Below are 245 nucleotides of genomic sequence, written 5' to 3'. Positions count from 1 at the left end.
ATGATGGCTCAAGTATATACAACCGTACTGTTTCCGCCTTGAAGAAGGATAAGGAAGGAAACATGTGGATTGGAACAAGTACTGGTTTAAATTATGTTAACCCGCGTGGTGAGCCCATAAAACTTCTGAGGAAACGAATAACAGGGAGCGGATTAAGTCACGATAGGATAGGCGCATTGGCCGAAAGTACCAATAGAAAGATTTATATTGGTACAGACGGGGCAGGTCTAGACGTGTTTGACCCA

1 protein-coding gene is annotated in these 245 nt (G+C 43.7%); it reads left to right on the top strand.

The window, feature by feature from the left end; genetic code table 11:
* Positions 1-14: 14 nt before the first annotated feature.
* A partial coding sequence (locus IEQ44_RS18765; protein WP_498371235.1) for a two-component regulator propeller domain-containing protein occupies positions 15-245 on the top strand: 231 nt, incomplete at its 3' end.

Origin of the sequence: Nocardioides malaquae (genome assembly GCF_015070385.1) — a bacterium.
GTDB classification, from domain to species: Bacteria; Actinomycetota; Actinomycetes; order Propionibacteriales; family Nocardioidaceae; genus Nocardioides; species Nocardioides malaquae.
The sequence above is the reverse complement of the archived record's forward strand: the minus strand, read 5'-3'. Positions and strand labels throughout refer to the sequence as shown.